Genomic DNA, 26,276 nt, shown 5'->3' with positions numbered 1-26,276 from the left:
CAGCGTGTAAACCGACGTTACGTTAATCTTGGCAAAATCAGACTGTCCCCCAGCGGAAAAATTCATACCCGTCCCAATCGATCGCCATAAATATTGACGTCGCGCATCGATCGCTATATTTTGCGATCTCATAAAGTGGGCTTTCTGAAGGATCGTTGGATATGGAAGAGCTCGATACCATCGGGGCGATGCAGTCCTGGTCGCTTACGACGGACAAGTTCATCGACCATGCCGCGCGTTGGCACGGTCATATTCCCGTGGTGTCGCGAAATCACGAGGGCCAGGTTTCCGGTACGACGTGGCAGCACATACGCAGCGATGCCGCTCGCCTGAGCAATGCGCTGGCGGCGCGCGGAATCCGGCCCGGTGACCGCGTCGCAACGCTCGCGATGAATGGCGCGGAGCATGTCGCCGCATGGTTCGGTATCATGGGAATGGGCGCGATTTGCCATACGCTCAATCCGCGGTTTTCGGACGAGCAGCTCGTCTACATTATCAATCATGCCACCGACCGGATTATTTTCGCCGATCGCCAGTTCGTTCCGCTGATCGAAAGACTTCGCGCGGCGTGCTCGTCGATCGAGCAGGTCGTCGTGCTCGACGAGGCGGGGCCCGACGGATGGGCGTCGTTCCTCGACGGCTATGGCGACCGGTATCTCTGGGGTCAGTTCGATGAGAATATCGGCGCGGGGCTCTGCTACACCTCCGGAACCACGGGCCTGCCCAAGGGCGTGCTCTACACGCAGCGTTCCAATTATCTTCACACCCTGATGATCATCCAGCCCGACTCCTTCGATCTCGGGGCCAAGGATGTCATCCTCCCGGCCGTACCCATGTTCCACGCGAACGGCTGGGGGCTCGTCTTCGCCGCGGCGGCAGTTGGCGCGAAGCTTGTTCTTCCCGGCTCGCGTGTCGACGGCGCTTCGCTATACGATCTTATCGAGCGTGAAGGCGTGACGGCCAGTGCCGGGGTGCCGACTGTTTGGCTGGGGCTGCTCGGGTATCTTGAGAAGAGCGGGAAGAAGCTCGGCGCGCTGAAGCGCGTGTACGTCGGCGGCGCGGCCTGCTCGGAAGCGCTCATCCGGGCGTTCGCGCGCCACGGAGTCGAGGTCCAGCACCTCTGGGGGATGACGGAAATTTCGCCGGTTGGAACGTCCGGCCGCCCGCGGCCCGACGTCGAGGCGATGCCGTTCGAAGACCAGATCCCCTATCGCCTTGCCCAAGGGCGATCGATGATCGGGGTCGACCTTCGGATCGCCGACGACGGCGGCCGGGAGCTACCGCGCGACGGCAAGAGCGTCGGCGCGATCCAGATCCGCGGCCATTCGGTGGTCGAGCGATATTTTCGTGCCGGGGACATCGCGGTGAACGGGGACGGCTTTTTCGACACCGGCGACGTCGGGACGATCGATGAACAAGGCTATATGCGCATAACCGACCGTGCGAAGGACGTCATCAAATCAGGCGGCGAATGGATCAGTTCGGTCGACATCGAGAATAGCGCGATGAGCCACCCGGGCGTTGAACTTGCGGCGGCGATCGGCGTGCCGCATCCGAAGTGGAACGAACGGCCGCTCCTGCTCGTGAAGCTGGCGGATACCGCCGACGTGTCGGCGAGCGGCATCCAGAATCTCCTGTCGGAGAAGCTCGCGCGCTGGGCGGTCCCCGATGCGATTATTTTCGTCGACGAGATACCGATCGGCGCGACCGGCAAGATCGACAAGAAGCTCCTGCGGGCGACCTATAGTTCCCATTATGAAAGCGGCGCGCAATGACCGACCTTGCCAGACTGTTCGACCTGAGCGGCCGTGTCGCGGTGATCACTGGCGGCTCGCGCGGGCTTGGGTTTCAGATCGCCGAAGCACTTGGCGAATATGGCGCGAACCTCTTGCTGGTGTCGCGAAAGCAAAAGGATCTCGACATTGCGGCCGAAGCGCTCGCGCAAAATGGAATAGCGGCAAAGACGGTCGCCGCCGATCTCGGGACGGATCCGGACGCCGCGGAGAGCATCTGGTCGGCCGCTCAAAATGCCTTCGGACCGATCGACATCCTGGTCAACAACGCCGGTGCGACATGGGGCGCCCCTGCCGAAAAGCATCCGCTCGATGCATGGGACAAGGTGATCAGTCTCAACCTGACGGGCCTGTTTCGTCTTACGCAGCGGATCGCAAGGGACGACATGTTGCCGCGACGAAAAGGCGCGGTTCTCAATGTCGCTTCGATCGAAGGACTGGCCGCGCACCACCCCGACCTGCCAGCGACCGCCGCCTATAATGCGAGCAAGGGCGGCGTGATCAATCTGACGCGCTCGCTGGCGGCCGAATGGGCCGGCCGCGGAGTGCGCGTCAACGCGCTTGCGCCTGGGCATTTTCCCTCGAAAATGACGGCGGGACTGATCGACACGGCGAGCGATCGCCTCCTCGACCTTATCCCGATGAAGAAATTCGGCGGCGCCGACGATCTCAAGGGCGCGGCGTTGCTGCTGGTTTCCGACGCCGCTGGCCACATCACCGGACAGACGCTCGCGGTGGATGGCGGCGCCACTATCATCTAGCGCTACCCGCAAGCGATGGAACGACCAGGTAGAGAACGGCGCCAGCCGTTCTTTGCGCGACGGATATTCGGCCGAAGCCGAAAATGCAGCTCTTGCGCTAGAGCCCGCCCGGGAAATGCTTCAACGACGGACCCGGCGCATCCCACGCCTGAGCTTCGCCTGTAAACAAGGCAACCGTCGGCCGGAAATCCGCCCTTCGGTCGAGGCTCGCAGCCGGAACGACGATACCGTCGGGGTGCAGGCTGAGACGCGCATAGACGGGCGCGCCGCATTGCGGACAGAAGTGGCGGGTCGAGGTGCCGCCGCTGTCGGCGACATAGGTCCAGGCCGACGATTGGCCGTGGATCGTCGCGGCTGCGATGGGAAGCACGAGAAAGGCGCCATGTCCGGTGCCCGACAGTCTCTGGCAATGGTTGCAATGGCAATGAAGCCCGATCACGGGCTGCGCCGCGATCGAATAGCGCAGCTGCCCGCACGCACATCCCCCTTCAACGGGAAGCGCGACAGGGGCGTCGGGATAGCCGCTCAACGCGGCAGTATCAGCCACCGGTCGCCGCCTGTGCCGCCGCGGCGCGCAGCGCCGCAGTTTCGTCGAGGTCGGGCCGTCCGTCGGCGCCGAGAGCGACCGCGTAAACCGCGCGCGCGCGGTCCTTCGAGACGAGCCCCTCGCTCACATCATGCGCGACGGCTTCGGGATCGCGTTCGTGCGGCGCGCCATAACCGCCGCCGCCGGTCGAGACCGACACGATTTTTTCGCCGGGAAGCAGGGTGACCTGCGCGCACGGTGCGAGCTGTTCACGCGACCCGTCGGCAAGGATCCGGTACTGGTCGCCGCGTCCGCCTTCAAGGCCGCCGCGCACGCCCTGCGCAGGATTCACCGCGCCGTCGCTCACATAGCCCACCGACAATTCGCAGTCGCGCGGACCAAACACGACTTCTATCGAGGGCGCCCCCTTGCTGCGTCCCGCGCCTTCGGTGTCGCGCATCAGGTAGCGGCTATACACATAGAGCGGCTGGCGAAGCTCGTCGAGCTCGACCGAATCGACATAGCAAAGGCCCGCATTGCCGACATGGCCGATCGTCACCCAGGCGTCGGCGCGCGGTGCGCCGGCACCGCCCGACATGCCGAGAAACAGCTGGTTGACGAAAGGTTGCCCGGTATCGGGATGCACGCCCGAGACCACGCCCACCGCAGGCGGAATGACCGCGCCGCATTCCGCAAGACCAAAGCCCTCGCCCACCTCGGCGAGCGCCGCCTGCACCGCATTTGCGACACGGTCCGCGACGTTGGTCGTCGAGACCGACGTGCTTGTCGGGTGGCGGGGAATGCCGACGATGCAATTTTCCCTGAGCTTCACATCGATCCGGCGAAAGCTGCCGGCATTTTTTGGAACGCTATGCTCGATCGCATTGAAGACCCCGACCATCGCCGCCGTGCGGGAGCAGGCCTCCGAAAGATTGAGCCCGCACGGCAAGCAATCCGGATTGTCGGTGAGGTCGATCTCGACGGTGGCCTCGTTCGAATGCACCGTGACCTCGACCTTGACTTCGATACCGTCGGCAGGGGTGCCAGGAAAGGGGTCGTGGCGGCTCGTGCGAACCGATTTGCCCGCGGGGAGCGCCCCGATCGCGTCGACCATGCGCCGCTCGGAATAATCGAGCCAGTCGCGGCGGAACCGGTCTAGTTCGTCCCAGCCTTCTTCGGTGGCGATCGCCAATATCTCACGCTCGCCGATACGCGCCGCACCGACCATCGCGAGAAAATCGCCCCACCATTGTTCGGGAACCCGAATCCGCATTTCGCACATCCGGCGAAAATCCGCATTGGTCTCATAGTCGGTCTGGACGCGGATCGATGGGAAGATCAGTGCCCCTTCCTCATACACGTCCTTTGCCGCGCCATGGTAGGTGGTGGGTATCGAATTGCCGATGTCGGCCTGGTGCGCCTTCACGACGACGGTGAAGCGGTGGCGTCCTTCATCATCGATGACCGGCACGAGCAGCGTATGATCGGCGGCGTGGCTGCAGCCATGATAGGGTGAATTGTTGAGGAACGCGTCGCCCCGCTTCAGGTCGGGATGATACTCCTTCATCACCCGTGCCATGATGTCGGGACCCGACAAGACATGGATCGGCAGGCCCTCATTGGTCGCGAGCAATTCGCAATCGGCGGTGACGACACAGCAGGAGAAATCGCGTGCGACATTGAGCACCCCCGAGCGCCCGGTGCGCAAAAGCGTGTTGGCCATCTTGCGTGTCACGCCTTCGAAACGATTGTTCAAAATCGCGAGGCGAACGCCGTCCATGGCCTCTTCGGGCATAATGCTCATTGCTTCTCTCCGATTGCAATCGACAGACCGCCGCTGGCTCGCCGGGTGGCGACAGCACCCGGGTCGATAACCACCGTGGTGAGCGCATTTTCCAGTAACGCCGGCCCTTCGACGGCCTCTCCCGGGTGCATCGCATCGAACCTGCGCACGGGCACGTCGGTCCAGCCCGTCGCAGCAAAATAGGCGTTTCGCGTGCGGGCGGTCTGGGCGACGGCATTGCTGGGCAGCGTGAGCCCCTCGGCGTCGCGGAGCGGACAGGTAATGCTTGCCGTCCAGCCGACGATCTCGATGGGCGACGCCTCGTCGGCAAAGCCGAAAAGATCGCGGTGCGCGGCATGAAAATCGCCGACGAAGGCGGCAACATCGACGTCACCGGCAAAGCGCGGCCCGCGTACCGGCGCCTCGATTTCCCAGACCTGCGTATCGTAGCGCGCCTCGGCCTTGAAACGGATCACCGGCTGCCGGATCGCTCCCGATGCCGCGCCAAACTCCTCACAGCTGGCCTGCAGTCTGGCCAAGGCCGCGTTGACGCGGTCGAAATCGAAGCGGGCGGTGCTTGCAAAACAGGCCGCATGATATTCCGCCTTGAGGTCGGACATCAAGGCTCCCGCCGCCGATAATGTCGCACCGACCGACGGAATGACGAGCGTTCCGCAGCCAAGCCGCTGGGCGATGCGCACCGAGTTGAGGCCGGCTGCGCCGCCGCCGCCGATCAATACCGCCTCGCGGGGGTCGATGCCCTGATTGACCGTGATATCGACGATCGCCTGGACCATATTCTCGGTCGCGATGGCGAGAATGGCGTCCGCCGCCTCGGCGACGCTCTTGCCGAGCGGCTCGGCGACATGCTTGCGGATCGCGGCTTCCGCACCGGCGCGGTCGAGCGTCATCGTGCCGCCGAGAAAATAGTCGGGATCGAGATGACCGAGCGCCACCGACGCGTCGGTGACCGTGGGAAGCTCGCCGCCGCGACCATAGGCCACCGGTCCCGGCACCGCCCCCGCGCTCTGCGGCCCGACATGGAGCAGACCACCCGTGTCGACCCACGCGATCGAACCGCCACCCGCGCCGACGCTTTTGACATCGACCCAGGGAAAGCCGAGCATCACGCCGCTATAGGGTTCGCCGATCCATGTTTCGCGGGTCATCGGAATCTGCCCGCGGCGCACGAGACTGACATCATATGTTGTCCCGCCCGTATCGGCGACGATGGCATTGCTGTTGCCTTCGTCGGTCTGCGAGAACCAGCGCCCGGCCACCGGCGCCATCGACGGACCCGAGTTGACGATATGGATCGGTGCCTCGGCGGCATCCTGCGCGTCAATCACGCCCGCGTTCGAGGTGATGACGAGCACGCGGCCGCTGAAGCCCGCATCGCCGAGCCGCTGTTGCAGCCCGCTCATATAATGGCCCATCAGCGGCTTGAGCGACGCGTCGACAGCTGCCGACGAGGCGCGGCGGAATTCGCGTAGCGATGGGTTCAGGCGGTGCGACAAGGTGTAGGGGACGCCGGGCAAATGCTGCTCGAGAAGTGCGCCGACGCGCGCCTCATGCGCCGGGTTCACCACCGACCACAGCAAGCAGACCGCGACCGCCTCAACCTGTTTCGCCTTCAGTTTTTCGATGATCGCCAGCACCGCGGCGTCATCGAACGGCGCCAGCTCGGCGCCATCGAGACGAAGCCGGCCCGGCACCTCGAAGGTCAGCGATCGAGGAATATAGGGTTCGGGGAAGCCGATGTTGAAATTGAAGGCTTCGGCCCGGCCGCCTTCGCGCAGCATCAGCACGTCGGGATGCCCCTCGGAAGTCAGCAGCGCCGTCCTCGCCGTCCGCCCGGTAATGATCGCATTGATCGCATGCGTCGTGCCGTGGATGAGCAACGAGCCACCTTCGAGCATGGCGCGTCGATCCAGGTCCATGCCGTCCGCCGCGACCTGTAGCGCGTCCAACACGCCCTTGACCGGATCCGACGGCGTCGTCGAGGCTTTGAACATCCGGCAGATGCCGGCGTCATCTTCCACGATAAGATCGGTAAAAGTACCTCCGGTGTCGACAGCGAAGCGCATGAATCTGGGTCCCGTTAGAAATCGACGCGATCGGCGCCCTTGAGCGCAAGCATTTCGCGCGCCTCGTCGGGGCTTGCCACTTCCAGGCCAAGCTCCTCGATGATGCGGCGGATCTTCTCCACCTGCTGCGCGTTCGACGTCGCCAGCTCGCCGCGCGAGATATAGACGCTATCCTCAAGTCCCACGCGGACCGATCCTCCCATGATCGCCCCCACCGTCAGAAAGTGCATCTGCTGACGGCCGACCGCGAAGCAGGAGAACTGATAATCGCCGCCGAACAGACGATCGGCAGTATTCTTGAAATGGACCAGATTTTCAATCGTCGCGCCCATCCCCCCCATGACGCCGAAAATGCCCTGGATGAGGAATGGCGGCTTGATCAGCCCCTTGTCGGCGAAATATTTGACTGCCTCTAGGTGGCTGAGATCGAAGCATTCGAATTCGAAGCGCGTGCCATAGGCCTGCCCCACGTCGACCATGATCCGCTCGAGCATCGCATAGGTATTGGCGTAGATCAGGTCCTTGGTGCTGGCGAGATAATCCTTCTCCCAGTCGAACCGCCATTCCTTGTACTTTTCCGCCAGCTCGAACGCGCAGAAATTCATCGTGCCCATGTTGAGGCTGCAGACCTCGGGCTTCGCGCGATGCGCCGGCCGCAGGCGCTCGTCGAGTGTCATGCCGAGCCCGCCGCCGGTGGTCACGTTGAGCACCGCGTTGGTCGCCTGCTTGATGCGCGGCATGAACTGCATGAAAAGGTCGGGATCCTGTACGGGCCGTCCGTTCTCGGGATTGCGCGCATGCAGATGGATGATCGCGGCGCCGGCTTCGGCCGCACCGATAGCGGCCTCGGCGATTTCGGTCGGCGTGATCGGGAGGTGCGGCGACATGGTCGGGGTATGGAGGCCGCCGGTCACGGCGCAGGTGATGATGACTTTGCTCATGACGTACCCTCACTCCTCATATTCTATATTGCCATCGACCCCGATCATCTGGCCGGTGATCCGTTTTCCTTGGTCCGAGGCGAGGAAGATCGCCATGTCGGCAAGATCGTCGGGTTCGACCATCGTGCGCAGCGATACATAGCGTAGAAGGGTCGTCTCATATTCCGCGGGGGTGACGCCGAGCGCCTCCGCCTTTGCGTCGATCACGCGCTGGATCCGGTCGCCGCGAATAGCGCCTGGCAGGATTGCATTGACCCGGATCCCGCTGGGCCCGAGTTCGCGCGCGAGATTCATCGTCATCGAAAGGACCGCGCCCTTGGTGACGACGTAGGGAAGGCGCAGCGGCAGGCCCGTCTTTGCGCTCCCCGACGACGTGTTGAGGATCACGCCCCGTCCAAGGGACTTCATTTTCGGAACTGCGCGGCGCACGAAGAGGAACTGGCTCGTCAGATTGACGCGCAAGGACCGATCCCAATCGACAAGGCTGACATCTTCGACGGCAGCCGTCGGACCAGCGATGCCGACATTGTTGATGAGGACGTCGACCGGACCGAAACGATCCTCGGCAAGCGAAAAAAGGGCATCTACCGCCGTCTCGTCGCCAGCGTCCATCGCCTTGCACAGAATGTCCGGCCGTTCGCGCGCGAAATCCTGGGTCGCGGCCGGATCGCTGTCGCCAACCGTTACATGCGCCCCCGCATCGGCAAACCGCGCCGCGATGACACGCCCGGCGCCACCGGCCCCGCCGCTGATGATGACGTTCCGGTCCGAAACGTTTCCGACTTCTCTTCGCAAACCCTGTCTCCTGCGTCGCTTCCGCGCCGCAAATCATCGCGACCGGTCAGATTCCGGCCGAAAGCCCTTCGTCCATGAGCACGGTCGAACCGTGCATCGCGCGCGCCCTGTGGGAGAGGAGGAACAGCACCAGGCCGGCGATATCCTCGGGATCGGAAAACACCTGCGGACTGGGCGTCCGCTTTTTCATTTCCTCGAGAAATGCGATGTTCGCCGGATCCGTGCGGACTGCCGCGTTCATCGGCGTCGCCGTGTTGCCGGGCGCCACCGCGTTGATATTGATGCCCTGCGGCGCCAGCTCGATGGCGAGCGAGCGCACCATCATCGAGACAGCGGCCTTGGTCGCGCAGTAAGCGGAAAAGCCTTTGACCCCGATCACTGACGCGACCGAGGAGAAACAGACGATCTTGCCGCTGCCGCGCGCCGCCATGCCCGGCGCGACCGCGTTGACGCAGAGAAACGCCGAGCGAAAATTGGTATCCACCATCTGGTCGAACGTCTCGAGGTCGGTCGCGCCGATCGGAGACGGCTGGAACACCCCGGCCGCGGTTACAAGCATATCGATGCCGCCGCGGAGCCCTTCCACATTTCCGACGAGCTGAGCAACATGGTCGGGCCGGCGGACATCGGCCACATGCGGGGTCGCCGAGCCGCCGGCAGCGGCGATTTCCGCCACGACCGCTTCGGCTTTCGCCATATCGCTGCTCGCGACGACTTCTACATGCGCGCCTTCGCGCGCGAGCTGCAACGACACTGCCTTGCCGATACCGGAGCTACCGCCCGTAACGAGCGCCGTTTTTCCTTTGAACATGTCGACCACCTCCGAAGATTATTTCAATACTGTGATCTCAGAATAGCGCAATTGCAAGAGCAAAATCATCAGCGACGGCTAGCCGCTTCATTTTTTCCATGCCCCCGCATTGCACTGGGCAAAATCGGCTAGATTTCTTGGTGCGCGTCCCGTGATCTGGAGGACCGAATCGGCGGTGCGATCCTCGGAACCGTTTGCGATTGCCTCGTCCATGCCGGCGAGGATCGCGGCATAAGCTGGTTCGAGACCGGCCTCCTCCCATCGCTGCGCAAGTTCGGCCGTGGTCAGCCGACGATGCGCGACTTCATGGCCTGCAGCCTCGCCGATGATTGCAGCCGCCTCGGCGTACGACAGCGCCTCAGGACCCGTGAGAATATAGGCGCAGTCGTGCGACTGCGGATCGCAAAGCGTGCGAAGTGCACATTCCGCGATATCGGCGGCATCGATGAAAGGAACGCGCCCGTCGGCGGTCGCCGAATAGATCAGGCCTTCGTCGCGAATCGTCGGTTGATGCTGGCCCTCGGAGAAATTCTGCATGAACCAGGAGGGCCGTAGAACAGCCCATTCGGGAGCATGCGACCGCAAATAGCGATGCACCGTGCCCATCGCAGCCCCACCCTCTTCGATCGACGACGCACTCAGGAGTACGAAACGGCGGACGCCCTTCACCAGCGCCCGGTCGATGAACCTGGCCATCGGGGTGTGGACGTCGGCGACGCCTACGGGCGCGACGAGATAGATACGATCGACCGAAGCGAGCGCCGCGTCATGGGTGCCCTCATCGCTCCAGTCGAACGCCGCGGCCTCCGCGCCGTCGAGAGAGGCACCGGAGCGCGATGCAATCCGGACGCTGCGGCCTTCCTCGAGCAGGCGGCGGGCCAGCTTCCCGCCCGTCTTGCCGGTTCCACCGGTGACCAGTACCGTTTCACGCGCCATGAGTGCCGCTCTTTCCGAAATGCACGAGCGCATCCACGCCGCCCAGTGCCTCGATCGCGGTTACGGGATTCCAATAATCGCGATAGCGCCTGATCTGGTCGCCCGCGAAGTAGATGACGCTGACATAGGCCTGGTTATACGGGCGCCCGGTCGCCACCGCCGTGCCCTCGATCGAGAATTCGACGATCATCGTGTCCCCAGCATGATGGAAGACCAGCTCGCGAATCTTGGAAATGGCGAGATTGTCAGGATAGTCGTCAAGATAATCGGCGATCCGAGCCTTGCCCTCGACGGCAGGCGGATAGCCCGGCAGGCCGAACGGGAATTCCATCACCCCGTCGTCGGCGAACATCTCGACCCACGGCCTCGTATCGCCGCGCTTCAATGCCTCGAGCGCGGCACGAAACAGCGTTTCTGCAGCGGCCTTTTCCATCAATTGTCCTTTCTTCCAAGAAAAATATCGGCAGTCCTATCCAACCTGCGATAAGTCCTGTTCATATAGTGCGATCTTAGATATATCCGAGAAATGACATCATGTTATCGCTATCTCATGTGAAAAAATTGGACATCCGGCAAGACCGAAAAGGCGATTCTGCGATCATTAAATTGAATGTGAGTGACATCAAGACTCGCCCCGGCCGGGCCGCCATCCCAGCTCCCGAGCTCGACGCGCTCACCTTTTGTGACGGTGGCCCGATCGACAAGCAGGTTTACAACACGATCCGTCGCGCGATGATTTCGGGCGCGATCCAACCTGGCGCGCGGGTCAGCAGCCGGTCGATCGCGGCCTCATTGGGGGTGAGTACGATGCCGGTCCGCGAGGCATTGAAGCGACTCGAATCCGATGGGTCGCTCGAAAGCTCGATGAAGAGTGCCTATTTCGTCCCCCGACCGAGCGCGGCGGAATATGCCGAGATCCTCGAAATCAGGCTGAAGCTCGAGGTCCTGCTCGCCCGTGCTGCCGTGCCGCAGATCAAGGTAGAGGATATCGACAAGATCGCCTGGCTGCAGGAGCGGATCGTTCAGTCGAAAAACTGGCGTCAGGTTCTCAACTATAATCAGCAGATGCATTTCAGCCTCTATGCTGCCGCGAACATGCCTTATGTGCTCGCCCTCGTCGAAAACGTCTGGGTGCGATCCGGCCCTGTGCTGCACATGATCTACGAAAGCCATCTCGGCACTTCTACGCTGGATTCGCACTACGCGATTATCGAAGGTTTGCGGAGGCGCGACGCCGACCGCGTCGCGGCGGCGATCGAAGCCGACCTCTCCGACGCTGGCAATGTCATCATCGACCTACTTGAAACTGTACAACCGCGAGGCCCGGGGCCGGGTACACCCGACGATCCCTAGAATTCATGCGCCATATTCGCGAGGTGATGGATATCCTCGTGACCGACTATCGACAGCCAGGCAGCAAGCTTGGGGAACTCGATGGCATAGAAGAGTGCGCATGAGCGTCGTTTCCCATCCAGATGGGGATCGTCGCCCGCAATGCTTCGGTCGGCGAGCTGATCGAGCAGAAGCCAGCCCGCCACGACATGGCCTATCGCGTCCAGCAAGGCGCTTGCCCCGAACAGCCGCTGGCGCAGGCCCGCTGCGCGCGCACCGTCGATGGCGCGCTCGACGTCGGCCCATGCGGCCAGCAGGCTCCCGGCCAGCGGTGCAAGGCCCTCGTCGCGCCTGGCACGCGCCGCTGTCTCGTCGATGTGGCCGCGCAGCCTTTCGAGGGCGCTACCGCCGCGCAGCAGTTTGCGCTCGAGAAGGTCGATGGCCTGAATTCCGTTCGTGCCTTCGTGGATCGGGTTCAGGCGGTTGTCACGCCACAGGAGTTCGACATCGAAATCCCGGGTGTAGCCGTAACCGCCGTGGATCTGGATCGCTTGGTCATTGGCCCGCAGCGTGAAGCTCGACGTCCAGCTTTTGACGATGGGGGTCAGAAGATCGAGCATGTCGCGGTCACCGCTATCGGCAAGGCGCGCGGCATAAAGCGTCATCGCGAGCGCAGCCTCGCAATAATATTTTTGTTCGGCCAGCATCCGCTGCACATCGGGGTGCGAGAGGATGGGAACATTGCCGCTTCCTTCGGTTCCCTTGCCCTGGATGCGCTCGCCCGCATAGCCAAGCGACTGGCGAAACGCGCGATATCCGACCCCTGCCGCGCCGAGGCTGACCCCGATGCGCGCTTCGTTCATCATCTGGAACATCTGGCGGAGCCCCGACCCTTCGGCGCCGATACGCCAGCCAATCGCCCCGGCCGCGCCCTCGGGCAATTGCAGGCCCTCGCCGAAATTGAGCGCGCAATTGGGGATTCCGCGATAGCCGAGCTTGTGATTGAGACCTGCCACATTGACATCGTTCAGCGAGCCGTCGGGTAAGATTCGCGGGACGGCAAACAGCGAAATACCCGAGGTTCCTGGCCCGACCTCGCCATCGGGGCCGACGATCTTCGCAAGGACGAGGTGCACGATATTTTCGCTGACATCCTGCTCGCCGCCCGAAATCCACATTTTCTGACCGGTGATTCGAAATCGGGGGCCAAGCTCATCCTCGCCGTCTGCTCGTGCGCGCGCGGCTATATCGGCGAGGCTCGAGCCCGCTCCGGGCTCGGACAGGCACATCGTCCCGAACCAGCGCCCTTTGATCTGCGGGAGAGCAAATGCGTCGACCTGCGCGCGCGATCCGAACGCCGCAAACAGCCGCGCGTTCGCCGACGTCAGCAGGATATAAGCAGCCGTCGAGATATTGGCGGTCGCGAACATCAGATAGGACGCGGCGCTGAGCAGCTGCGAAAGGCCCATGCCGCCCGCCGCGGGAGAGAAGCTCATCGCGAACAGGCCGGCTTCGGCATAGGCAGCCATCGCTCGCTTCGATTCCGGCGTCACACGCACGCGGCCATCAATCAACCGCGGTTCCTGCTCATCGCCCAAGCGATAGTGAGACGCGAAAAGATCGCCGGCCAGCCGCTGCGACAAATCGAGAAGCGGCCGGGCGGTCCCGTCATCGGCCTCGCCAAGCCAGTCGAAGAGAATGAAATCCAGCTCGCGGCGCAGGTCGGCAAGATAGGTCATGGCGCTGATCCAAGATTGTCCGTGCCCCCGCTTTGACGGCGGCCAGTTCCGGCACGAATCCTAAAATGGGGAGAGCTTTAAAGGCGCGCGCAGAAACCTGGGCATTGCCGACCCGTCGGCGGGCTGGCGGAAAAGGTCATGCGGCCGTCTTGCCGCCGAGGACGTCTGCGAGCCAGTCGAAGACATATTGCGCGTGCATCGGCATATTGTCGATGCCGCAATGTTCGCAGCTTCCTTCGGAAATCGTGAAGACCTTGAGTTCGGCCCGCGGGCTGTTGACCGCTTCTGCCACCGTACGCTCGGCATGCCAGAGGGGGACCTGACGGTCATTCTCGCCATGTACCACCAGCAGCGGTACCGTGACCTTGTCCAAGGTGCCATCGAGGTCGCGCTTTGCGAAAGCCCGCCATGCCGCCTCGACCCCCTTCACGCCATGGACCATCTCCATATGCTCGTCGGTGTCGGCGAGACCTGCGGTCACGCCGGTTTCGCCGCCGTTGAAACGCTTCATATAGTCGTCGGCATTGTAGAAGGCGCCGACGCACGCCACGGCCTTGAGCCGCTTTTCGAATGCCGCCGCGCGTGGCGCGTCGTAGCCGCCGTTGCTGATGCCCGCGACACCGATCCGCTCGGCGTCGATCGCGTCGAGGCCGGCGAGATAATCATACCATAGTCCCGCGATCTTCTCGGACTCGACCTGCTTCAATATGCCATGGACCCGCATGGCCTCGCCGGTGCCCTCCTGGTCGATGAAAAGCACCGCGACGCCGCGCGCCGCGGCGTGCCGCGCATAAAACGCGTAATGCATTTCCTTGATGCTGTCGAAGCCGTTGAAGAATATCACGGCGGGGTGCGGTCCGGGACCTTCGGGCAGGCTGAGGATCGCCGCAACCTCCTTGCCATCACCATAGGGAATGGTGACTCGGCTCGCGCGGTCGCCGCGGAGCGCCAGGCCTTCGTAGAAATTCTTCTGCGCCGAGGCGAAGGTCGAATATTTGCGCGCGTCCTTCCACGGCATGTTCCGCTCGGCCATCAGGAAATAGTTGGCGGCGCGATAGAGATAGTCGCCGGCCGAAATCGTCCAGCCCTTCGCCTTCATGTCGTTACCGAGCCGCTCGACGCGCTGTGCCACCGTCATCCAGCTCTGGAACCAGGCTTCGGTGGAGACGGTGTGCGAGGTGCCCACCGGGAGCCCCGATAACGAGCGCGCGGCGTCGGCGATCTCGGACATTTCCCCGCCCATCGCGATCGAGCAGGACACCGTGAGGCTCCAAGGATAATTGGCTGGAAAATACTCAAACATATTCAGTCTCTCCGATGACTTAAGGCGGGTAGGAAGATCGCCAAACTAGAATTTGAAGCTCGCCGAGGCCATTGCACGGCGCGGGGCTCCCGGGGCGCCGAGGCTGCATCCGTCGCAATCTCCGGCCGCGTCGGGGTCACCGAAAATGGCATAGTTGAACTCATTGTAATATTTCGCCTTCAGCAGGTTCTCGACGCGAACGCCCAGTCTCCAGCGCTGGTCCGCGGCGCCGAAGGACAGACCGAGATTGACGACATCATAGGCATCTTGCCGGCCGCGATTGCGCAGGTCCCAGTAGAAGTTTCCGCCATGGGTCCAGTCGGCCCTGAGCCCCGCTTCGAGATCGCCGCCAATCGCGATGCGATAGTCGATACTGCCGTTCGCTGAAAATTCGGGCGAATTGGGGACATCGAGGCCCTGGAGCGGCAACGCGATGAAATCGCCCGGGCTGGCAGGATCGGGGACCGCGATCGAACCGTTTTTCCACTTGGAATCGAGCCAGCCGCCGCCGAGCGACAGCGTCAGCCCGTCGACCGGCATCAGGCTGATACTGCCCTCGATCCCGTAGCTGCGCGTATCGCCTATGTTGGAGGTCAATTCGATTACGCCCTGCGTAGGATCGAGAATCTGCACTTCCTGCTGCCGGTCCTTATAATCGATATAGAAGGCAGCGATCTCGAACGAGAGGAGGCGGTCAAACGCACGCCCTTTTATCCCGGCTTCATAATTCCACGCGGTTTCGGGCCGAAACGGGTCGTTGAAGTCGCCGATGACATTGGCCCGTCCCGGCTCCATGCCGCGCGCGAGATTCGCATAGAACATCACGTCGTCGGCGATATCATATGCAAGCGACAGCTTCGGCAGGATCTTCGTATCATTGTTGAAGATGGTCTGTCCCTCGTTGAGCCGACGCCCGGTATATTCGTAGCGATTAAGCCGGACCCCGCCGCCCACACGCAGGCTTCCGAAATCATAATTGACATTAGCGAACGCAGCATATTGCGTCTCGGTCACGTCGGCATTGTTGAAGTCGATCAGGGGAACCGGAACGGGCGGGGTCACGCCAAAGACCGGCGCGAGATCTCCATAGGACGGATGGTCGACGCCGAGGTACAGGTTGGCATTGTTCGTCAGAACCCGGTTGTCGAGGCGCGAGACATACCCGCCGACAATCCAGTCAAAAGGTCCCCCGCCATCCGAGGCCACGCGCAGCTCTTGCGTATAAATCTTGCCCTTGTTGCGCGCGCCATTGGTCGCGGTAACGCCGGCGGCGGGGCTGTAATCCAGGTCCCAGAGAAAATTATTCTTGCGCCGCGTAAAGGAGGTGATCGAGGTGAACCGAACCGTGCCGGGCGTGTAATCGGCCTGAACGATCACGCCGTCGATCGTTCGCTCGTTTGACACCGAGTCGCTGAGCCGGGTTTCCCGGTTATAGTCTTCCACATTGTCGGCCGGAACATAGACATTGCCGCCATTGTCGAGTTCGCTGTGACGATAGGCTATCTGCAACTCAAAATCGGGCGAAGGCTTCCAGCCGAGCGCCAGTCGCACGCCGGTTTCTTTCGACTTGTCGGCCTTCTCGCCGAGGAAGCTGTTTGTGATGTAACCGTCTGATCGGCTGTGATAGGCCGATATACGGGCTGCCAGCTCGCCATTTTCGCTGATCGCAGCGTTGACCGCGCCGTGCAGATTGAGGGTTTCGAATCCACCCGCCTCGATCTGCCCCTCGACGCCGAAGGCGTCATGCGGCTTCTTCATCACGAACTTCACCGCGCCGCCGACATTGCTGCCGCCATAAAGCGTGCCCTGTGGCCCCTTTAGGATTTCAACGCGTTCGACATCCTGCATATTGGGAGACTGATCTGTGAAATTCTGAACATCGTCGATGTAGAAACCGATGCCCTGCGTGTTGCCGAACGAGCCGACGCCGCGAATGACGATATTGGTCTCATTGTCCTGACGGCGGCTGAGCACCGTGTTGGGCGTTAGCCGCCCGATGGCATTGATGTCGGTGATTCCGGCCCGGGTGAGCGTCTCGGAGGAGACAGCCTGGATCGTTTCGGGAACCTTGCTCAGCGCTTCGCCACGCTTGCGGGCGGTGACGATAATCTCGCCAGCATCGGCGCCGTCCGCGGCAGAAGGCTCGGCTGCCCCCTGCGCCGCCGCGGCCATCGGCAACAGCAACCCCAACAGGCTGACGGAAACAAGAATGGGCCTTCCCGAAACACGCATCGCAATAGCTCCCTGATTTTCTTATGTGCGATCTCACATTATAATTTCCTTTTTTCGGTGTCAACGTCTATGCACGTTTTTTGGGATTTTGGTGACATATATCATCCAAAACCGATAACTCTTGATCGCAGAATGTTTTTCTGGAATCACGGTGCGCGAAGATCATGCGAGAGGTTGCGAGCAATGGAACGCCCAGGAGATGAGACCAAGGCCGGCGAATGGAACGGCCGCAATAAACTCTACGCCTGGTGGGTCGTTGTCGTCCTCGCGCTCGCGCTGACGCTTTCACTGATGGACCGGATGATCATCGCGCTCATGATCATTCCCATCCAGCGCGACCTCGGCCTCACCGATACTGAAGTCAGTCTGGTCCACGGACTCGCCTTTACTATTCTCTACGTCTTTGCCGGCTTCCCGCTCGGAAGACTCGCCGATCGCGGAAATCGCCGATCGCTTGCCGCCCTCAGCGTAATTGCCTGGAGCGCCATGACGGCCTTGTGCGGCGCGGCGCAGAACTTCATCCAGCTCTTCCTGGCGCGAATGGGGGTCGGTGTCGGCGAGGCGGGCTTGTCGCCCGCCGCGGTGTCGCTCGTCAGCGACTATTTCCCCGCCGAGGAACGGGCGCGCCCCTTGAGCTTTCTTTCCATCGGCACAACCGCCGGCGCCGGCATCGCGCTCATGATCGGCGGCGCGATCGTGCACCTGATTGGAAGTTCGGGGCGCGTCGACCTTCCGTTGTTCGGGACGATGCAGAGCTGGCAGGCCGTCTTCGTGATCCTCGGCGTGGGCGGCATTGCTTTCGCCGCGCTGTTCCTCACCGTTCGCGAACCGCCGCGCCGCGAGCGATCCTACGAAAGCGGCGCGCCATCGCCCCGCGAGGTCGCCGCGACCGTCCTGGTGAGATGGAAGTTCTTCGTTCCACAATTTCTCGGACCTGCGCTCTGCGCGCTCGTCCTGATCGGCTTCCACAGCTGGATGCCAACAATGCTGATCCGGCATTTCGGCTGGACCACGGCGCAGGCCGGATACGGATATGGCGGGCTGATCGCGATCGGCGGCATCGGCGGCATCCTGATTGCCGGCAGCCTTAGTGTCAGCATGAACCGCAAGGGCGGCCGGAAGTCAGAGGGATTGATCGCGGCGTGCGCGGCCGCCGGAGCCTTTCCCTTCCTCGCCGCCGCGCCGCTCATGCCGTCGGGGACGGCGACTTTAGCAACGGCGCTGCCCGGCATTGCGTTGCTGACGATTCCGCCAGCCCTGGCGCCCGCTATCCTGCAAGGGGCGGTACCGAATGAAATGCGCGGGCAGGTATTCGCCTTGCACCTCTTTGTGCTGTCGCTGCTCGGCTATGCCGCTGGCCCGATCCTTGTGGCTTTCATCACCGAGGGCTTCTGGAAGGACCAGGCGCTTGTCCATCTCTCGCTTTCCGCGATCGCCGTTGTCGCCCTCCCCCTCGCCGCCCTCAGCCAATTTGCGGCACGCCGAAATTCGGGGGCATGACAGGTGAGCGTCTCGCCCAGCTCGGGCAGAGGACGGCTTGCCAGACAGCAGGATTTCTCGTCCCGGTCCGGAAGCAATATTCCATGACCGCTCTTCAACAAGGACAAGCCGATGTCATCGCATCTATTGGCTCCTGTTCAACAAGTGCCGCTCGCGCGAAGCGGACGTACATTATTTCGGCGTCGATTATATTCAGCATAATCCCCATGTTGCATCGGGCAAGGCCGGGAGGCCTGACCGGCGCTCCGCTTGGTTGTGGGCCTTTCAGATTATGGGCGAGGACAGCGAACGCCGGTCGTCCTGTTTTGAGGACGGGTTGAAGATGGCGTCCTTTCAGCTCAGCTTGCATATCAACGAGGCCAATGACCGACTTTGGACAGCTGAAGCGCCCCGACCCGAACTTCGGGATCCGTTCGGCCCCGACTAACGACAGTAATTCGCTCGGCGGGCATGGTCGCTCAGCGCGCAGATTGAAAACAAAAAACTTAGCTTGCCGTAGCGGAATTTCACTATAATCAATCTCCTTAGGACCACATGTATCTTTCGTAGCGCGTGGGAGCGCGGTGAAGATATCCGGCGCTGGGCGTACCGCTCGGCAATCGTGCGCGGTTCTGTTTTCGATCGAACCCGCAACCAAGAGAAGAGGGGGCAAGATGGAGAGCAGCAGCTATATCGGCGTAGCGGGCACACAGCCCACCGACGACATCAAAGACATCGCCCATTGCGACCGGCGCGGAGTGGAACGCTATCGGACCGTATGCCGGGTTGCGCGCGTTCAACGTGCGAACGACGCGGGCTTGTGGCGCGTGCGCAATATATCAAACGAGGGTTTGATGCTCGCCGCCGATACGCCGGCGACGGTCGGCGAAATGATCGACATATCGCTCTCCGAGACGACCACGATGCGCGGAACGATCGTCTGGACGAAGCGCGGTTTCTGTGGCGTCGCGTTCGATCGGCCAATTGACGTCGCCGCGGTGCTGCGCAGGCTCGCCGAAGAGCAGCGCTCAGAAGGCTACCGGGCGTTGAGACTGCCGGTTGAGGCCCAAGCGGTCATCGCGCTACGCGACGACGCGCGTCCAATCGACCTTGTCGACATCTCGCAGCACGGCGCGGGCTTTCTCTACGACCAAGTTCTCGATCCAGGGACCGAGGTCGAATTGATCCTCCCCGGTGGTGACGTGCGTCGCCGAGCGCTTGTCCGCTGGTCACGCGGCCATCGCGGCGGCCTTTGGTTCGCCCAGCAACTCGATCGCACTGCCTTGGAGAGCATGGCGCTTCTGCGACGCTAGCGCCCCCGTCGGAAACCAAATCGAAAGCCAAACCCGTGATCCTGCGAAATCGAGGTGGCAACAAAGATCATGAGTGGCGCCGCTGGCGTAAATTTGGTCCGAAAATCTCGGACCCAGCTCCAAGGAAATTCGCCGTCTCGAATTTCTGTCTTGCCGCATCAAAGTTATCGCGATCAATCCCCAAGCTGAAATACCGGCGCCGCGCCACCCCACAGCGCGCTGCGTCGGCAGGACGGCGCGAGTAAGTTGGTCCTTCTCGCGGCGTCCGTTTTGCTTAAGTAACATCCGCGCGCTCTATCAGTCGCTTGGTCAGTCTCCACTTTCCGCGATGGCGCTGACCGATTGGGTCGTCATATCTCGATCCGCCAAGGGCCGCCTCCAGTCGATCTTTGGCCGCCGTACGAACCGCTCCGCGGATCGGCTCAGCCATTGATGTAAAGCGGTCCTACTAACGCCGCGGCGGATTGAACGTTCGGCTACCATAGGCGGGCTCTTTCCCGTCCTTCAACTGAGGAGGCGAACGATGAACGAGCTTGTCGAGATTGGCCCGATCAGCCCGCTACACCAGCGCTTGATCGACGATATGACCATGCGCCGTTCTCGAATGAGACGCAGCGCAACTTTCTGCGATGTCGGGCGGTTCGCGACCCGGCTGGGGCGCTCGCCCCACACCGCGAGCGCGGAGGACATTCGCCAGTTCCAGATCGAGCAGCAGGATGCGGAAATCAGGGCCGCAAAGATCGCGGGATCGTGCCCCGCGAGCGGCTGAATGGAAACATCGGCAAAACCGGCGGTTTCGGTGGGGCGCGGATCGATGACGATCACCTTGACGCCCTTTGCCTTCACCTCCTTCAGCCGCTTGGTCGGGTCGGACGCGAAAAAGTCGAGCAGGCCGTGTGATACCAGCGGGTTCACATGATAAGCCCCGACGCTCCCGAAACTCTGCAAGCCGCTGCGATTTCAGTGAAAGCGCTGCTCACCAAAGCACCGATCGACGAGACTATCGCGCTCCATCCGTCGATGGCCGAGAAGTTGGTACTCATGCGGTGATCTGGAGATCGTTATATCAGGACCCAGATTTTTGGAACTTGCCGCGTGATCCTGCGATGGGGCGCCGCAACGGGTGCGCTTCACACTGCAACCAAATCAATGCCGTCCAAGGCTTGAATCACGATACGTCTTAAGTTACATGAAAGGCGACCCTTTGTCGGGGCATGTGATGAGTGAGGAAACCTTTATGAAACTCTACGAGATGGAGTTTGGCGTCTATCCGCGCCGTGTCAGTATTTACCTCGCCGAGAAAGGGCTAATGGATGTCGAACGCTCGCCCTTCGACCTGAGCCAGGGCTGGCCGCCGAAAGTCATGCCGAAATTGTCGTCGCTCGGCACCGTGCCGATCCTGCAAGTCGATCAGGATATCATCATCCGATCGTCGATTGCGATCCTGGAATATCTCGAGGAACGCTATCCAACGCCTCCCATGATCGGGGTCACGCTGGCCGAAAAGGCTCGCACGAGGGAATTTGTCGCTCTCGCAGACGAGGCGACCACCATGTTCAGCTTTTGGGTCCGCAAGGCCAGCCCTCTCTTCACTGGCCGGGAGGAGCTCAATCGCGATGCTGCTCGCCTCGGCGCAGAATGGTATTATCGCCGGCTCCGCGAAATTGACACGCTGATGTCTGAGAAGGAAAGCGAATTCCTGGTTGGAAATGCTCCCACCATTGCCGACTGCATAACCTACTCGACGATTCAGTTCGCCCATGACCTGTATGAAGTGCCCTATCCCGACGATGCGCCACGCCTCATGGATTGGTTCCATCGGTTCGCAGCCCGTCCGAGCGCGGCGAGCGTGCCCTTTCCAACCGATCTTCAGGCCACGACGCAGGGCTTGCCCGCACTAACCTGGGCAGACTGAAAGATGAACGTCGCGATCGAAACGGAGCGCCGCCAGATGGAAAGCGCCGTCCATCATCATGATAAGAGGTCATATATTCGCTACTTTCACGACGCGACCACAAACGCGTTCAGCTATGTTGTGCACGACCCTCTGACTCGACAGGGCGCGGGCGGAAGGCCGCTGCCTGACCCGCCCGCACAGGCCATCTCATTCTAATCTCTGCCCCAAGACCCGCGTTTTCCGACCACGTGATCGAGGCTGGCAAATAGGCGCCGTGTCGGAAGCTCCTTTGCGAAACTTGTCGTTGAAGGACATCCTAAACGCATTGTAGGTTGGCTTGCCCGGCAAACTGGGATTGAGCAGGAGCGACACCCATGGGCCCGCAGATTAGGAAAAATCAAACTATATGACCAAGGAGCGCCGCGCGAGAACGGACGGCAGATTGTCGCGAATGCTCCATGTGCTGCTGCACATGGCAAGACAGGACGTGGTGTTTACCTCCGATCAGATCGCTAAAATGCTGAATACCAATCCGGTTCTCGTTCGCCGTACCATGGCGGGGCTGAGAGAAGCCGGCTATGTTCGCTCCGAAAAGGGACATGGCGGCGGTTGGACACTCGCGAAAGATCTAAGCAATGTCTCGCTTCTCGATATCTACAAGGCGCTCGGCGGTTCGACCATTTTCGCTATTGGTAACATCAACGACAATCCGGAATGCGCCGTCGAGCGCGTCGTCAATGGAGCAATGAACGAAGCGCTCAATGAGGCTGAAGCGCTCCTCATGGAACGCTTCGAATCCGTTGCCCTGTCAGACTTGGCCCAACAATTTGATGAAATTTGCCGCGCACGCGGGTGGAATGGCAATCCTCATCCGGCTTGAATCCTAATAGCTTGGAGCCGTCATCCGCAGCGATAAACGGGGCTATTCAGAAAGACGGCAGCTCTGACGACGCATCGGTCTAAGCAAATAATGTAACGTCAAGGATTGCGTTAGCTGCCCCTCAAACCTATTTGTAACTCGACGAGAGACGATTCGGCCGGGGTGTGCTTTGTTTTCAAGGAGAGCGTTCGTCGGAGTTTCGGCCGTCGCTTCCCTCACCCCCACTTGGATGGGGAAAGCTGCTGCGAAAGGAGTCGGGTATATGCAATATGATGCTGCCGTTATCGGTGGAAGTTTCGCAGGCTTGTCGGCCGCGATGCAGCTCGTGCGCGCGCGCCGCAATGTCCTGATGATTGATGCCGGCCTTCCGCGAAATCGCTTTGCCAAGACATCCCACGGCTTCCTCGGCCAAGACGGCCGATCACCGCAGGAAATCGTCGACATCGGTCGCAGCCAGCTTCTTGCCTATCCGACGGCCCAAATCGTTCATGCGGAAGCGTCGGCGGTCGCCCAATCCGAGCAGGCATTCAGTATTGAATTAACGAACGGCCAAGTGATTAGCGCAGCCCGGCTGGTGTTGGCGACCGGGGTAAAGGATGAATTGCCGCAGATAGCTGGCCTTGAGGATCGCTGGGGTGCCACTGTCCTCCATTGTCCATATTGTCACGGCTATGAGGTGGCAGACCGCCGGATCGGCGTGCTCGGCTCAGGGCCCGGATCGATTCACCAGGCGGCGCTCGTCGCGGACTGGGGGCCTGTGACGCTCTTTACAATGGGCGTTGTCCAGCCATCGCCAGAGGACTTGGCACTGCTTGCGAAGCGAAACGTGCAAATCGAAAATGTGCCTGTTGTGGAGCTTGTGGGAGCCGCGCCCGAGATGGAAGCGGTACGGTTGCAGGATGGTCGCGTCCTGCCACTCGGAGCATTGTTCCTTATGCCGCGAACGCGCTTTGTCAGCGATCTGGCGATGCGGCTCGGATGCTCAACAGAAGACGGACCGATGGGACCCTATCTTAAGGTGGATGAGCGCAAGCAGACGACCATTGCGAACGTGTTTGCTGCCGGTGATGTCGCAGCGCCTATGCCTAATGCCACCCTCGCTTCTGCTGCCGGCGTCCTCGCGGGGGGCGCCGCGCATCAGTCACTGATTTTCGTCTGAGCGCCGCTAACCTAGAGCGTGGGTACTGGGACTCTTGCGAGACGGACTGCCATTGATGGCATGTAGTGATGGACTGGCCCCAAAAGCGACGGCGAGATGCCGCCGTGGATCATGGCGCCCGCCCTCCTGCTCGCGCCGACCGCCGCTCGGCGAACAGCTCGGAAAGCGCCTGCGATGCCGCGATCGCCTTGGGAAAACCCGCGGTAACCGTCGTCAGATAGATGATCTCTTTCAACTCCTCTTCGCGCACTCCGATGTTGAGGGCATAACCAGCGTGGACCTTCAGCAAGGGCAGTTCGCCGAGCGCCGCGAACGCCGCCACTGCGGCAAGCTGGCGAGTCCTGGCGTCGAGGTCCGGCCGCGCCCAGACATCTCCGAGGGCGTATGCCTCGGTCGCCTCCGCCAGAAAGGGAAAATCCTTTCGCATCTGTTCAAGCACCGGCTGGCGAGCCCCGCCGTTGAGGCTCCGGACCACGGCGTCGCCTCGCTCATGACGTTGCTCGGTCGTCTGTGCGAGCGCAGCTGTGCCGCCAATTGCAAGGCCGATTGTCGCCGCAGCGCCGAGCAGCAGATTTGACGGATATGTCATTCCCGATCCCCTCAAGCACTAGCGGTTGGACGTACGACGATATCGCTGACATCGACGTCGCCGGGCTGTTCGATGGCGTAACGAACGGCGCGCGCGATCGCATCGGGCTTGAGCGCGATGGCGCGATAGGCGCGCATCGCCTCCGCCGCCGCCGGGTCGGTGATCGTATCGGCAAGCTCGCTTTCGACCACGCCCGGATAGATGCAGGTGACGCGGAGCCGGTCATTCTCCTGCCGCAGCCCGTCCGAGATAGCACGCACCGCATATTTGGTGGCGCAATAAACGGCCGCGGTCGGTACCACGGAGAGAGCGCCGATCGATGCGATGTTGATAATGTGGCCCGCACCGCGCTCGGACATCTCCGGCAGCACCGCGGCGATGCCATAAAGCACGCCTTTGACGTTGACGTCGATCATCCGGTCCCATTCGTCGACCTTGAGCGAAGCCATGGGGGAAAGGGGCATGATGCCGGCATTGTTGACGATCACGTCTACCCGGCCGAATGCAACGCGCGCTGCTGCCGCGAAGACAGCGACATCGTGGCGGTCGGTGACGTCGAGGCATCGCGTTAGCACTTCGCCTCCGTCGCTGCGAATTTCTTCGGCGAGCGCCTCGAGCCGGTCGACACGGCGGGCGCCGAGCACGAGCTTCGCGCCCGCCTTGCCAAGTTCGCGCGCAATGCCGGCGCCGATGCCGCTCGAAGCACCGGTAATGAGAACCACCTTGTCCATCTCTCGTCTCCTTTGAAAACCGCTTCGCGGTGGTTGCCACGGAGATAGACCTGCGCCATTGTCGCGATAAGATGCTCAGTCGTTTCCACCATGGAAAGCTTCACTAACCAATGCAGATGGATCTCAATGCGGTCGCCGTCTTCGCCCTCGTGGCCGAGGAACGGAGCTTCCGCGCCGCGGCCGATCGGTCCGGGGTGACGCGTTCGGCGGTTAGCCAAACGATAAGGCGGCTCGAAGAAAGCCTTGGCATTGCGCTCCTGCGGCGCACGACGCGCAGCGTGAGCCTGACGGAAGCGGGCGAACGCCTCTTTGCGCAAACGGCCCCCGCGGTCGCCGAAATGCGGGGCGCCATCGAGGCGGCAGGCAATTTGGACGGAAAGCCGCGCGGGCAATTGCGGCTGGCGGTCTCATCGATCGCGGAAGCTTTTCTGTCAGGGCCGCTCCTGGCGCGGTTTGCCGAGGCCTTTCCTGAGGTCCAGATCGACATCAATGTGACGGACGAGGAGTTCGACATCGTCGCGGAGGGCTATGACGCCGGGGTTCGGCTGGGCGAAGTGCTCGAGCAGGACATGATCGCGGTGCCGATCGCCGGCGACGAGCGGCAACTCGCCGTCTGCTCGCCCGGCTATCGCGACCATTTCGGCGTACCGTCCCATCCACGCGAACTGGCTGCCCATCGCTGCATCGGCTGGCGAGCTGCCCCGAAAGCCGCCCCCTATCGGTGGGAGTTCGCCGAAGCAGGCAAGGACTTCAGCATCGCGGTCAAGCCGGAAATCACCACCAACAATATGGCGCTGATGATCAAGCTCGCAATCGCGGGAGCAGGAATTACCTTTGGCATGGAGAAAAGCTTCCGGCCTGCCATCGCGCGCAATCAGCTCGTCCCCATCCTCGAGGCGTATTGCCCCTACTTTCCCGGCTTTTATCTTTACTATCCCGGCCGCAGGAACCTGGCTCCCAAAATGCGCGCCCTTATCGATCATCTCCGTCAGCGCGAATGTTAATATGGTGGGCATCCTGTTGCTCGGCAAAGCTCTCGGCCTCACACGCCTGGCGGCGCGATACTGATCGTCTGCGCTAAATCCTGCGAGAGGTTGCGGCCGTATGGCGGCACGCTCTGAACGCGCCGACGACAACGTACCGGTCACGCCGGATTCACCTCGTCGGGACGATCACTGCGATTTCAGTG

Annotated in this window: 24 protein-coding genes and 1 pseudogene; 11 read left to right on the top strand and 14 right to left on the bottom strand. The window is 61.8% G+C overall.

What is annotated here, in order from left to right:
* The first annotated feature begins 161 nt into the window (after nt 1-161).
* Both K0M74_RS11360 and K0M74_RS11355 read left to right on the top strand, forming a co-directional pair.
* Complete coding sequence (locus tag K0M74_RS11360; protein ID WP_293972062.1) at nt 162-1,775, top strand: long-chain fatty acid--CoA ligase; 1,614 nt, start codon at nt 162-164, stop codon at nt 1,773-1,775.
* Nucleotides 1,772-2,554 carry an SDR family oxidoreductase gene (locus K0M74_RS11355; protein WP_293972059.1) on the top strand — a complete coding sequence of 261 codons (783 nt, stop codon included), beginning with the start codon at nt 1,772-1,774 and terminating at the stop codon, nt 2,552-2,554. The genes K0M74_RS11360 and K0M74_RS11355 overlap by 4 nt, the downstream gene beginning before the upstream one ends.
* Nucleotides 2,555-2,651: 97 nt before the next feature.
* Here K0M74_RS11355 and K0M74_RS11350 read toward each other — a convergent pair whose 3' ends face one another.
* The 8 genes from K0M74_RS11350 to K0M74_RS11315 form a co-directional block, all read right to left on the bottom strand.
* Complete coding sequence (locus K0M74_RS11350) at nt 2,652-3,101, bottom strand: GFA family protein (RefSeq protein ID WP_293972056.1); 450 nt, start codon at nt 3,099-3,101, stop codon at nt 2,652-2,654.
* Nucleotides 3,094-4,884, bottom strand: a complete 1,791-nt coding sequence (locus tag K0M74_RS11345; protein WP_293972053.1) for a hydantoinase B/oxoprolinase family protein — start codon at nt 4,882-4,884, stop codon at nt 3,094-3,096. The genes K0M74_RS11350 and K0M74_RS11345 overlap by 8 nt, the downstream gene beginning before the upstream one ends.
* Nucleotides 4,881-6,950, bottom strand: a complete 2,070-nt coding sequence (locus K0M74_RS11340; RefSeq protein WP_293972050.1) for a hydantoinase/oxoprolinase family protein — start codon at nt 6,948-6,950, stop codon at nt 4,881-4,883. The genes K0M74_RS11345 and K0M74_RS11340 overlap by 4 nt, the downstream gene beginning before the upstream one ends.
* A gap of 14 nt (nt 6,951-6,964) precedes the next feature.
* Nucleotides 6,965-7,891 (bottom strand): 3-keto-5-aminohexanoate cleavage protein, encoded by a 927-nt coding sequence (locus K0M74_RS11335; RefSeq protein WP_293972047.1) that lies wholly within the window; start codon nt 7,889-7,891, stop codon nt 6,965-6,967.
* 9 nt (nt 7,892-7,900) lie between these two features.
* On the bottom strand, nt 7,901-8,686 hold the full coding sequence (locus K0M74_RS11330; RefSeq protein WP_293972044.1) for an SDR family oxidoreductase: 786 nt from the start codon (nt 8,684-8,686) through the stop codon (nt 7,901-7,903).
* A 46-nt stretch (nt 8,687-8,732) separates the two neighbouring features.
* A complete protein-coding gene (locus tag K0M74_RS11325; protein ID WP_293972041.1) occupies nt 8,733-9,497 on the bottom strand; it encodes an SDR family oxidoreductase in 765 nt (254 codons plus the stop codon).
* Between the two features lie 87 nt (nt 9,498-9,584).
* Entirely contained in the window at nt 9,585-10,433 is an 849-nt protein-coding gene (locus K0M74_RS11320) for an ergot alkaloid biosynthesis protein (RefSeq protein WP_293972038.1), read from the bottom strand.
* Nucleotides 10,423-10,866, bottom strand: coding sequence for a nuclear transport factor 2 family protein (locus K0M74_RS11315; RefSeq protein WP_293972035.1), 444 nt, complete (start codon nt 10,864-10,866; stop codon nt 10,423-10,425). The genes K0M74_RS11320 and K0M74_RS11315 overlap by 11 nt, the downstream gene beginning before the upstream one ends.
* 179 nt (nt 10,867-11,045) lie before the next feature.
* Here K0M74_RS11315 and K0M74_RS11310 point away from each other — a divergent pair, with 179 nt between their 5' ends.
* Nucleotides 11,046-11,786 (top strand): GntR family transcriptional regulator, encoded by a 741-nt coding sequence (locus K0M74_RS11310; protein ID WP_293972032.1) that lies wholly within the window; start codon nt 11,046-11,048, stop codon nt 11,784-11,786.
* Here K0M74_RS11310 and K0M74_RS11305 read toward each other — a convergent pair.
* From K0M74_RS11305 to K0M74_RS11295, 3 genes are all read right to left on the bottom strand, one after another.
* Nucleotides 11,783-13,504 (bottom strand): acyl-CoA dehydrogenase, encoded by a 1,722-nt coding sequence (locus tag K0M74_RS11305; protein WP_293972029.1) that lies wholly within the window; start codon nt 13,502-13,504, stop codon nt 11,783-11,785. The two genes, K0M74_RS11310 and K0M74_RS11305, sit on opposite strands and share 4 nt — an antisense overlap.
* 136 nt (nt 13,505-13,640) lie before the next feature.
* Nucleotides 13,641-14,735 carry an alpha/beta hydrolase gene (locus tag K0M74_RS11300; RefSeq protein WP_293972026.1) on the bottom strand — a complete coding sequence of 365 codons (1,095 nt, stop codon included), beginning with the start codon at nt 14,733-14,735 and terminating at the stop codon, nt 13,641-13,643.
* A gap of 117 nt (nt 14,736-14,852) precedes the next feature.
* Entirely contained in the window at nt 14,853-17,039 is a 2,187-nt protein-coding gene (locus K0M74_RS11295) for a TonB-dependent receptor (protein ID WP_293972023.1), read from the bottom strand.
* Nucleotides 17,040-17,222: 183 nt separating this feature from the next.
* Between K0M74_RS11295 and K0M74_RS11290 the strand changes: the two genes are divergently transcribed.
* Both K0M74_RS11290 and K0M74_RS11285 read left to right on the top strand, forming a co-directional pair.
* Nucleotides 17,223-18,539, top strand: coding sequence for an MFS transporter (locus K0M74_RS11290; protein ID WP_293972020.1), 1,317 nt, complete (start codon nt 17,223-17,225; stop codon nt 18,537-18,539).
* Nucleotides 18,540-19,192: 653 nt separating this feature from the next.
* Entirely contained in the window at nt 19,193-19,831 is a 639-nt protein-coding gene (locus tag K0M74_RS11285; protein WP_293972017.1) for a PilZ domain-containing protein, read from the top strand.
* Nucleotides 19,832-20,335: 504 nt separating this feature from the next.
* Here the strand turns inward: K0M74_RS11285 and K0M74_RS11280 are convergent.
* Nucleotides 20,336-20,746 carry a hypothetical protein gene (locus K0M74_RS11280; protein WP_293972014.1) on the bottom strand — a complete coding sequence of 137 codons (411 nt, stop codon included), beginning with the start codon at nt 20,744-20,746 and terminating at the stop codon, nt 20,336-20,338.
* On the opposite strand from K0M74_RS11280, the pseudogene K0M74_RS11275 reads away from it, so the two are divergent.
* The 5 genes and pseudogenes from K0M74_RS11275 to K0M74_RS11255 form a co-directional block, all read left to right on the top strand.
* A pseudogene (locus tag K0M74_RS11275) lies at nt 20,741-20,881 on the top strand (glutathione-disulfide reductase); the annotation flags it as partial. The gene K0M74_RS11280 and the pseudogene K0M74_RS11275 sit on opposite strands and share 6 nt — an antisense overlap.
* Nucleotides 20,882-21,068: 187 nt before the next feature.
* Nucleotides 21,069-21,746 carry a glutathione S-transferase family protein gene (locus K0M74_RS11270; RefSeq protein WP_293972011.1) on the top strand — a complete coding sequence of 226 codons (678 nt, stop codon included), beginning with the start codon at nt 21,069-21,071 and terminating at the stop codon, nt 21,744-21,746.
* Between the two features lie 3 nt (nt 21,747-21,749).
* Nucleotides 21,750-21,944: a hypothetical protein gene (locus K0M74_RS11265; protein WP_293972008.1), complete on the top strand. Its 195-nt coding sequence runs from the start codon at nt 21,750-21,752 to the stop codon at nt 21,942-21,944.
* Between the two features lie 190 nt (nt 21,945-22,134).
* Nucleotides 22,135-22,608, top strand: coding sequence for an Rrf2 family transcriptional regulator (locus tag K0M74_RS11260; protein ID WP_293972005.1), 474 nt, complete (start codon nt 22,135-22,137; stop codon nt 22,606-22,608).
* Nucleotides 22,609-22,870: 262 nt separating this feature from the next.
* Complete coding sequence (locus tag K0M74_RS11255) at nt 22,871-23,767, top strand: NAD(P)/FAD-dependent oxidoreductase (RefSeq protein WP_293972002.1); 897 nt, start codon at nt 22,871-22,873, stop codon at nt 23,765-23,767.
* A gap of 109 nt (nt 23,768-23,876) precedes the next feature.
* Here the strand turns inward: K0M74_RS11255 and K0M74_RS11250 are convergent, their stop codons facing one another.
* Both K0M74_RS11250 and K0M74_RS11245 read right to left on the bottom strand, forming a co-directional pair.
* Nucleotides 23,877-24,356 (bottom strand): carboxymuconolactone decarboxylase family protein, encoded by a 480-nt coding sequence (locus K0M74_RS11250; RefSeq protein WP_293971999.1) that lies wholly within the window; start codon nt 24,354-24,356, stop codon nt 23,877-23,879.
* Between the two features lie 11 nt (nt 24,357-24,367).
* Entirely contained in the window at nt 24,368-25,087 is a 720-nt protein-coding gene (locus K0M74_RS11245) for an SDR family oxidoreductase (protein ID WP_293971996.1), read from the bottom strand.
* A gap of 116 nt (nt 25,088-25,203) precedes the next feature.
* On the opposite strand from K0M74_RS11245, the gene K0M74_RS11240 reads away from it, so the two are divergent.
* Complete coding sequence (locus K0M74_RS11240) at nt 25,204-26,091, top strand: LysR family transcriptional regulator (RefSeq protein ID WP_293971993.1); 888 nt, start codon at nt 25,204-25,206, stop codon at nt 26,089-26,091.
* Nucleotides 26,092-26,276 lie beyond the last annotated feature (185 nt).

Origin of the sequence: Sphingopyxis sp., assembly GCF_019459305.1 — a bacterium.
Taxonomy (GTDB): Bacteria; Pseudomonadota; Alphaproteobacteria; order Sphingomonadales; family Sphingomonadaceae; genus Sphingopyxis.
This window is presented reverse-complemented; position numbering and strand designations above follow the sequence as displayed.